The following is an 8,222-nucleotide window of genomic DNA, read 5'->3' as shown; positions in this document are numbered from 1 at the left end:
TCGCCTTGGACAGCGCATGAGCAGTCGGGCTTTCGAGCGGAAGTGGGGTCGCATTTTCTTTGGATACTTTCTTTTGGCGACGCAAAAGAAAGTATCTCGCCAACGGCGAAAAGGTTAAACGCTACGTAAAGCTTCGACTGGAGCACGCGGTAAATACATCCGTGTACGCTCCTCTTTTTCATCCCTGAAAAAGACGTTTCCAGCCAAAGTTTATTTCGCTATTAACTCATCAATAGAGTCTTGGTATCTGCCCCCGAAGCTAGTTACCGAAACTGGGTAGTACAGTTCAGTTGCAATATCAGGTCCTATAAGTGCTACTAATTCATGCTGACTGACGTGTCATACCCATCACGGTTTGCTTAACCTTGCAGCAGTAAATGCGTGTAACGCCCTAACGAGGCATAAGGCTCTTGTTGATTGTATTGTAACTCGAGCGCTTCAAGTTCGCTGTATTGAGTGATTTGTAGCTGACGATCGCGTAAATAATCATGAAAACAGCGAACACCACTTTTACTGATGACGCTGAGCCCCGCTTGTTGACACCACGCCAGCACATCCGCTTGCAGTAACGGCTGTTGTGGGCTTAAGCGCACCGGTTTTTTCACTCTCATATCGGCTTTTACGTAATCAAAGTTGCCATACAAAATATTACTAAAGCGTAGCGCGTCTTTATTAAAAAACATCAGCGACAAAATGCCACCGGGCGCCAGCACTTGCCGTAATTGTTGAATTGCGCTGGCCGGATCAACCAACCACTCTAATACCGCATGACAAAGCACCAGCGGATACTGTTGCCCGGCAAGTTGACTCGCCAAGGTTTGTAATGGGCTATGGGTAAAGCGAAACTGTTGCGACAAGTTTGCCGCTGCAGCTTGCGCCTGTGCAATCGCCAGCATGTCGGCAGAAATATCGGTTAAGTGCACCTGATGCCCCAAGGCTGCTAGCCGCAAAGCGAGTTGCCCCTGACCACCGCCGACATCTAACACCGAACAAGGCTTAGCTAACAGCGGTAGCGCCAAAAGATCGCGCATTAACACCGCTTGGCGTAACTGCCCCTTGCTGGTGTTATAAATGTTTTGCTGGAAACGCTCAGCTAATTGATCAAAATTACGATCGGTTAATTTATCGCGCATTGCGCCTCTTTGTCGGCGGCTTAGGCCGGGTTAGCAATATCAACAAAATGTACGGTTAAACCCAGCTCAGTGGCTAAATGCTCACCCAAAGCTTTTACACCATAACGCTCTGTGGCGTGATGGCCTGCGGCAATAAAATGAATGCCCAGCTCGCGCGCACAGTGGATAGTTTGCTCTGAGACTTCACCGCTGATAAATAGCTGTGCCCCGGCCGCTGCGGCTTGTTCAATATAGCCTTGGCCGCCGCCGCTACACCATGCTAATTTGGTTACTGCACCAATGCCCACATCTTCCACCAACAGGTCGCGCTGCAATTGTTCTGCTAACAACGCCGCAATGTCGGTTAGTGGCGTTGCTTTGGCGAGCTCACCTTGTTGCAATACGCCAAGCGGCTCGACACCTAACACGGGGGTGGCCGTTTCAAGATGTAAAATCTGGGCTAATTGCGCATTATTGCCTAAGGTTGGGTGCACATCTAACGGCAAATGATAGCCCAGTAAATTGATGTCATGCGCTAGCAAAAGCTGTAAACGGCGCTTTTTCATGCCAACCACCATGGGCGCTTCATTTTTCCAGAAGTAACCGTGATGCACCAGGATGGCATCGGCATTTAAGGCAGCCGCTTGCTCTAATAGCGCCATGCTGGCGGTGACACCGGTGACCACGGTTTGGATCTGTGCTTTGCCTTCTACCTGCAAACCATTAGGGCAATAATCTTTAATGCGCCCACTGTCGAGTAACTGATCCAAATAGTCGACTAACTGTTGGCGTTCAATCATGGCATTTTCCTATTTTTCGCTTCTATCCACTGCCCCATATAACGGGTACTACGATAAGCATGCGATTGTAACATCTGGCCAGTAAAATTGCTGGCGCGCCGCTCTGCTCGCGTTAAAGCCGTTTCGATCAACAGCGGTTGTAATCGCTGCCAAAAATACTGAGCTTGATCACTGGCAAAGCGCGTAGCTAAAATGTGATAACCTTGCTGTTGCGCGCTTTGCCAAGCGGCAGCATCTTGATACAACTGACAGGCGGCAGCTGCCTGCTCGCTGCTGGTCTGGGCGATCTGACCGGCCCAGCCACTCTCGATGGTCATCCCTTCAGCACCAATGGGCGTCGTCACACTGGGTGTACCACATTGCATGGCTTGCAATAATTTGCCTTTTAAACCGGCGCCAAAGCGCAGCGGTGCTAAACAGACTCGAGCTTGACGCATAACCTGCTCGGCATTATCTACCCAGCCTTTCACTAAAAAGCCTTCTCGAGCATTATGTAAGGCGGTGGCTTTGGGTGGCGGATAGGCACCGTAAATGTGCAGCTCTGCTTGGGGTAACTGCGCTCGGATCTGCGGCCACAACTGCTGCTTTAACCACAATACGGCATCCCAATTGGGCGCATGCCGGAAATTACCAATACTGATAAAGTGATGGCGTTCAGCAAAGCCCGGAGCGCTAGCAACCGGCTCAGTTTGCCAAAATGGGCAATAGGCCAGTAAGTTGGCTGGCAGCTGATAATGCTGTTGTAATAATTGCAGCTCATACTCAGAAATTACCAAGGTAAGATCACAGCGATAAATCGCGGCCACTTCACGCATAGCAAGTTCATTGTTCAAGTCAGCTAGCTGCAACGGTCGCTGCTGCTTAACAGCGTCATGCCGGGCATGGCGCAGCGCATGCACGTCTTCCATATCAAGTATACGTAAAGCCTCTGGGCAAGCCTCGGCTACGCGCCAGCCAAATTGTTCTTCCAGCATAAAACGGTCGAACAATACGGCAGCAGGTTGTAACTCAGCGATCCATTGATCAAAACGGCTGTCGTTCAGTGCAATGCTCTGCTCAGTAACACCAATACTTTCTAAAGCAAAGCGATGTGGGCTTTTTTCCGCCGCGCTGGCAAAGATCACCTGCCAGCCCTGCTGTTGAAATAACTGCAGTAAACTGAGCATTCGGCTCCCCGCCGCCGACGAATTGGGTTCAGGCCAAACGTAACCAATAATCACTAACAGTGGCATGTTGGCTCCTTTTCAAAAAGGCCATATTCTACCTGCTCAGCCTGTAAATAGCATCTGTGTTGCCCACCGGCATTTCACTGGCGTTGTGATAAAAAGACATTGATTAAAATCAGGTGATTGGCTAGTGTTCATCATTATCAGCAACATCAGGTTGTCTGCATCACTTTGCGATTAAGGAATACGTCTTTATGTCACTGTTGCAAACAGTTAACGAAACGATACTGCTGTTTTTACCGCTAACGGTTACGGTGATCATCGTCAGTGCAATCTTGTGGATCTCGCACGTATTGTTAATCCAGCGCCATCAGGATGATGGCAATGAACGCCTTTTCCCACGGCAATTAGCCATGTTAACGCTAACGCTGATGGGTGTGATAGCCATTGCCCTGTCGTTGCCGGTAAGTGATAGCTCCCGCAACCAAGTGATTGGATTAATTGGTTTAGTCATTTCGGGGGTATTTGCGTTTTCTTCTAGCACTATATTTTCGAATATTATGGCCGGTACCATGTTGCGTGTGACTAAGCCATTTCGTACCGGTGATTTTATTCAAGTTGGGGAGCTATTCGGTCGTGTGGTAGAACGCGGTTTACTGGATACCGAAATCCAAACCGAAAACCGTGAATTGGTGGCGATCCCCAATACCCTTCTGGTCAGTACCGCCGTTACTGTGACGCGCAGCTCGGGTTGTATTGTCTCAACAACCTTATCTCTGGGCTATGATGTGCATCATGCTCAAGTTGAAACGCTGCTACTTCAAGCGGCGGAAAATAGCCAGTTAACCGATCCCTTTGTGCAAGTGCTTGAACTGGGTAATTTCGCGATTACTTATAAAATCAGCGGTATGTTGGTTGATGTAAAAAGTTTACTCAGTGCTCGTTCAAATTTGCGCAAACAGGTTTTAGATGGCCTGCATGGTGAGGGTATCGAAATTATGTCACCCAGCTTTATGAATCAACGTAAAGTGCCAGATGATGGCAAGGTGATCCCTGTGGGGCGCCAACCTATTGCACCGAGTCACACTGAAAATGTGGCAGAAAGCGTCGTGTTTGATAAAGCCGAAGAAGCAGAGCAACGCGAGAACGCTAAAGCAGGCTTGCAGGCACAAATTGCCGAGTGTGAACAAAGGTTAGGCGATGCCAAAGATGAGCAAAAAGAACTGCTTCAGCAGCAACTAAAAATGCTAAAAGATCAGCTAAAAATATTAAATGATACCCCGGTTGAACAAGCCGAATCGCCTGCTCAATAAGCTTAAATCACACTTAGCGGGGTGCGGGTAGCACATACCAGTACACCGCTAAAAAGTGCAAAATACTACCGGCCATCACAAACAGATGCCAGATTAAATGATGCATGTACAAGCTTTTCCAAACGTAAAAAATGACACCAAACGAATAACTTAGGCCGCCGGCTAACAGCAGCATTAAAGCCCCCGGCGCTAATTGCTGCAGCATCGGTTTTAACGCCAAAACCGCCACCCAACCTAAGCCAAGATAAAGCGCCAGCGACATTTTTTTGTATTTCATCGCAGTGAGCCATTCTAGCAACACGCCGCCAATGGCAATGGCCCAAACCAGCGCAAACAACGCCAAGCCCCAATGCCCCCGCAAACTGACTAAGGTTATGGGGCTGTAAGTACCCGCAATTAAAATAAAAATTGCGGCGTGATCAAGCTGTCGAAAGCGAAACTTTAATACCGGATCCACCACCGCATGATACAAACAAGAACTGCTATACAGCAGCACCAAAGCACTGGCATAAAGTAGCGCGGCCACCCGCTGCCAAACATCCCCCTCTAGGGTATGTGAAAACAAGGCATAGCCACCGACACAAGCCAGTAAGGCACCAATACCATGGCTTAAACTGTGTAATTGATCTTCTAAACGGCTGTAATGACTCATAACATCTTAAAATAGGTGCGATTATGCAACTCATCTTACCAGCTTTATCGATAATGCCTAACCACTGTCGACAATTTTAACTGTCTGTTCGTCTTTATTTACAGCAAAACACCCGCATATCCGCTTTACGGGGTTTCGCTTTGCTCGGCCTTTGCCGTAGAATCCGCCTACTTGTTTTGATGATTGATAATGGAGCGCTCTGATGTCAGAGATAAAACACAGCAAATTACTTATTCTTGGCTCAGGCCCTGCCGGTTACACGGCCGCCGTTTATGCCGCCCGTGCTAACTTACAACCGGTATTAATTACGGGGATGCAGCAAGGTGGTCAATTAACCACCACCACTGAAGTCGAAAACTGGCCTGGTGATGCGCATGGTTTAACAGGCCCAGCGTTAATGGAACGGATGCAGGCTCACGCAGAAGCCTTCAATACCGAGATCGTGTTTGACCATATTCATACCGTGCAATTACAACAGCGCCCCTTTATGTTAACGGGTGATAACGGCCAATACAGCTGTGATGCGCTGATAATCTGTACCGGCGCTTCGGCTAAATATCTAGGTTTAGAGTCAGAGCAAGCTTATAGCGGCCGTGGCGTTTCAGCGTGTGCTACCTGCGATGGTTTCTTCTATCGTAACCAAAAAGTGGCAGTGATCGGTGGCGGTAATACCGCAGTGGAAGAAGCGCTGTATTTAGCCAATATCGCTGCAGAAGTACATTTAGTGCACCGCCGCGATACCTTCAAAGCGGAAAAAATCTTAATCGACCGTTTAATGGCTAAAGTGGCCAGCGGTAACATTATTCTGCACACGCACCGCACCTTAGAAGAAGTGCTAGGCGATGATATGGGCGTGAATGGTGTACGTTTGGCCTCAACCCAAGGGGAAGCGACTAAAGATATCGCCTTACAAGGCGTCTTTATTGCCATTGGTCATAAACCGAATACCGACATCTTCGCTGGCCAACTAGAAATGAACGGCGGCTACCTGAAAGTACACAGTGGTACTGAAGGCAACGCGACGCAAACCAGTATTGAAGGCGTTTTCGCTGCCGGTGATGTTGCCGACCATATTTATCGTCAAGCCATCACCTCAGCTGGTTCAGGCTGTATGGCTGCACTGGATGCCGAGCGCTACCTAGACGCCCTTGCCAAATAAGCCATCCCCGTTAACACCTTAAACGTCTCAGAGTGAGGTCCAACCACACTCTGAGACTGGTCAGACCGCACTCTGAGACAGGTTGGACCACACTCAGACACTGGTCAGACCTTACTCTGAGACAGGTTAGACCACACTCAGAGACAGGTTGGCGTTGTGACGGGGTTTTTAGCGCTTTTTAACCGGACATTGCTATGCCGATTTATTTGCCTGAGCTAACTGTTAATTCACTTGTTTTCCCCCCGGTAAGTCAAGCGTTGACCGAGCCGGATGGTTTGTTGGCGATGGGCGGGGATTTATCGGTGGCACGGTTAACGTTGGCCTATCAATCTGGTATTTTTCCTTGGTTTGCCGATGGCGACCCGCTGTTATGGTGGAGCCCGAGCACGCGTGCGGTATTTCCTCCTAACACGCTGCAATTAAATCGCACCTTGCGTAAACAATGGCAAAAATCCGAGCTGCAGATTACCCTTAATCATGACTTTGCTGCCGTGGTGAAACTTTGCGCGGCCCCCCGACCAAGCCAAGCACAAACATGGATCTTGCCTGATATTCAGCAAGCCTATATTGCGCTTCATCAACAGGGCTTAGCGCACAGTATTGAAATCTGGCAACAGCAGCAGTTAGTTGGAGGGTTGTACGGTGTACAATTAGGCCAGTTGTTTTGTGGAGAATCGATGTTCAACCGTATTGACAATGGCGCTAAATTCGCGCTCGTCGCGCTACAACAACATTTACAGCGTTATGCACCGGGCTGGATTGATTGTCAGCTACCCAACCCTTTTTTATTAAAACAAGGTGCCAGTACCATGCCAAGAGCCGATTACCTCGAATTGCTGCAACAACTCCGCACTCTGCCGGCACCGGCAAAACATTGGCAAGCGCAAACCTTAACGTTGCAGTATTAAGGCTCTGAATGGAAAATATTGCCTTACAATTTGGTTTAACGCAGCCGACAACCTGCAGTTATCTCTCTGAACAACAAGAACAATTAGCCGTATTGATTGGTCCTGAGCCAATTGAAGCCGATACCTATAGCCAACTCATCGCCTATAATTTCCGGCGCAGTGGGGATCAAATTTATCGACCGCACTGTGCAGCATGCAGTGCCTGTCAATCATTACGGATACTGGTGAGCGATTTTCAACCCAGTGCCGCACAGCGACGCATATTAAATAAAGCACAGCGCGAACATTGGCATTATCAATTGAGTGACGCCCCCCAAATTGATAGCGCAGAATACACCGAGTTATTTACCTTATTCAGCCGCTATATCGCTTTTAAACATGCCGACAGTGTGATGTTTCCGGCTACAGATGAACAATTACACTCGTTATTACATAGCCACTGGCAACCTATCCGCTTGTTAAAGCTGTATCAAGCTGATGTGTTAATGGCAGTCAGTATCATTGATGATCTTAGTGAAAGTTTTTCAGCGGTCTATACTTTTTTCGCTGCTGAAGGGGCTCGGTTTTCACCGGGTAAGCTGGCGATTTTATATCTATTAGACTTCGCCGCGACCACCGATCGGCGTTTTGTCTACCTTGGCTATCAAATTGAAGGCTGCCAAAAAATGGCCTATAAGAGCGAATTTCGACCTCATCAGCGTTTTTTTAATGGTTACTGGCATTCATTTGCGTAAAAAAGCGCTTGCTGCTTTACTTATCGACGGCTTTTCGGCACAATCTGCGCTGTTTTTCGAAGGCACCCAATTTTTTATAGAGGCGAGTACGCTGAATGGCGAAAGAAGATGTAATTGAGATGCAAGGTACCATTTTGGATACCCTGCCAAATACGATGTTCAAAGTTGAACTTGAAAACGGTCATGTTGTGATCGCTCATATCTCTGGCAAAATGCGTAAGAACTATATCCGCATCTTAACTGGTGACAAAGTAACGGTTGAACTGACGCCGTACGACTTAACCAAAGGCCGGATCGTTTTCCGTCAGCGTTAAGCATTAGCCAAAAACGAACACGCGTTTCGTTTATTGGACAAACCCGGCATTAGCCGGGTTTTTG

General features: G+C 48.2%; 9 protein-coding genes. 5 read left to right on the top strand and 4 right to left on the bottom strand.

Annotated features, from left to right (window positions below; genetic code table 11):
- Nucleotides 1-359: 359 nt before the first annotated feature.
- Genes LMJ53_RS05900 through LMJ53_RS05890 form a run of 3 tightly spaced genes read right to left on the bottom strand, consistent with a single transcriptional unit; the run spans nucleotide 360 to nucleotide 3,144 of the window.
- A complete protein-coding gene (locus LMJ53_RS05900; protein WP_229585234.1) occupies nucleotides 360-1,133 on the bottom strand; it encodes a methyltransferase in 774 nt (257 codons plus the stop codon).
- Nucleotides 1,134-1,153: 20 nt separating this feature from the next.
- Entirely contained in the window at nucleotides 1,154-1,912 is a 759-nt protein-coding gene (locus tag LMJ53_RS05895; RefSeq protein WP_229585233.1) for a Nif3-like dinuclear metal center hexameric protein, read from the bottom strand.
- Nucleotides 1,909-3,144, bottom strand: a complete 1,236-nt coding sequence (locus LMJ53_RS05890) for a glycosyltransferase (RefSeq protein ID WP_229585232.1) — start codon at nucleotides 3,142-3,144, stop codon at nucleotides 1,909-1,911. The genes LMJ53_RS05895 and LMJ53_RS05890 overlap by 4 nt, the downstream gene beginning before the upstream one ends.
- Nucleotides 3,145-3,332: 188 nt before the next feature.
- On the opposite strand from LMJ53_RS05890, the gene LMJ53_RS05885 reads away from it, so the two are divergent.
- Entirely contained in the window at nucleotides 3,333-4,391 is a 1,059-nt protein-coding gene (locus LMJ53_RS05885; protein WP_229585231.1) for a mechanosensitive ion channel domain-containing protein, read from the top strand.
- A gap of 13 nt (nucleotides 4,392-4,404) precedes the next feature.
- Here LMJ53_RS05885 and trhA read toward each other — a convergent pair whose 3' ends face one another.
- On the bottom strand, nucleotides 4,405-5,043 hold the full coding sequence (gene trhA / locus LMJ53_RS05880; protein ID WP_229585230.1) for a PAQR family membrane homeostasis protein TrhA: 639 nt from the start codon (nucleotides 5,041-5,043) through the stop codon (nucleotides 4,405-4,407).
- A 202-nt stretch (nucleotides 5,044-5,245) separates the two neighbouring features.
- Here trhA and trxB point away from each other — a divergent pair, with 202 nt between their 5' ends.
- The 4 genes from trxB to infA all read left to right on the top strand — a co-directional run bounded on the left by trxB (nucleotide 5,246) and on the right by infA (nucleotide 8,158).
- Nucleotides 5,246-6,202, top strand: a complete 957-nt coding sequence (gene trxB / locus LMJ53_RS05875; protein WP_229585229.1) for a thioredoxin-disulfide reductase — start codon at nucleotides 5,246-5,248, stop codon at nucleotides 6,200-6,202.
- A gap of 194 nt (nucleotides 6,203-6,396) precedes the next feature.
- Entirely contained in the window at nucleotides 6,397-7,110 is a 714-nt protein-coding gene (gene aat, locus LMJ53_RS05870; protein WP_229585228.1) for a leucyl/phenylalanyl-tRNA--protein transferase, read from the top strand.
- An 8-nt stretch (nucleotides 7,111-7,118) separates the two neighbouring features.
- Nucleotides 7,119-7,844, top strand: a complete 726-nt coding sequence (locus LMJ53_RS05865; protein WP_229585227.1) for an arginyltransferase — start codon at nucleotides 7,119-7,121, stop codon at nucleotides 7,842-7,844.
- Nucleotides 7,845-7,939: 95 nt separating this feature from the next.
- A complete protein-coding gene (gene infA, locus LMJ53_RS05860; RefSeq protein ID WP_008610216.1) occupies nucleotides 7,940-8,158 on the top strand; it encodes a translation initiation factor IF-1 in 219 nt (72 codons plus the stop codon).
- The last annotated feature ends 64 nt before the right edge of the window (nucleotides 8,159-8,222 follow it).

The organism is Rheinheimera sp. UJ51, assembly GCF_020819615.1.
Taxonomy (GTDB): Bacteria; Pseudomonadota; Gammaproteobacteria; order Enterobacterales; family Alteromonadaceae; genus Alishewanella; species Alishewanella maricola.
The sequence above is the reverse complement of the archived record's forward strand: the minus strand, read 5'-3'. Positions and strand labels throughout refer to the sequence as shown.

What these genes read in the sequence shown, in the direction of transcription:
- LMJ53_RS05900 (WP_229585234.1), bottom strand. Translation starts at nt 1,133, where the DNA reads ATGCGCGATAAATTAACCGATCGTAATTTTGATCAATTAGCTGAGCGT.
- LMJ53_RS05895 (WP_229585233.1), bottom strand. Translation starts at nt 1,912, where the DNA reads ATGATTGAACGCCAACAGTTAGTCGACTATTTGGATCAGTTACTCGAC.
- LMJ53_RS05890 (WP_229585232.1), bottom strand. Translation starts at nt 3,144, where the DNA reads ATGCCACTGTTAGTGATTATTGGTTACGTTTGGCCTGAACCCAATTCG.
- LMJ53_RS05885 (WP_229585231.1), top strand. Translation starts at nt 3,333, where the DNA reads ATGTCACTGTTGCAAACAGTTAACGAAACGATACTGCTGTTTTTACCG.
- trhA (WP_229585230.1), bottom strand. Translation starts at nt 5,043, where the DNA reads ATGAGTCATTACAGCCGTTTAGAAGATCAATTACACAGTTTAAGCCAT.
- trxB (WP_229585229.1), top strand. Translation starts at nt 5,246, where the DNA reads ATGTCAGAGATAAAACACAGCAAATTACTTATTCTTGGCTCAGGCCCT.
- aat (WP_229585228.1), top strand. Translation starts at nt 6,397, where the DNA reads ATGCCGATTTATTTGCCTGAGCTAACTGTTAATTCACTTGTTTTCCCC.
- LMJ53_RS05865 (WP_229585227.1), top strand. Translation starts at nt 7,119, where the DNA reads ATGGAAAATATTGCCTTACAATTTGGTTTAACGCAGCCGACAACCTGC.
- infA (WP_008610216.1), top strand. Translation starts at nt 7,940, where the DNA reads ATGGCGAAAGAAGATGTAATTGAGATGCAAGGTACCATTTTGGATACC.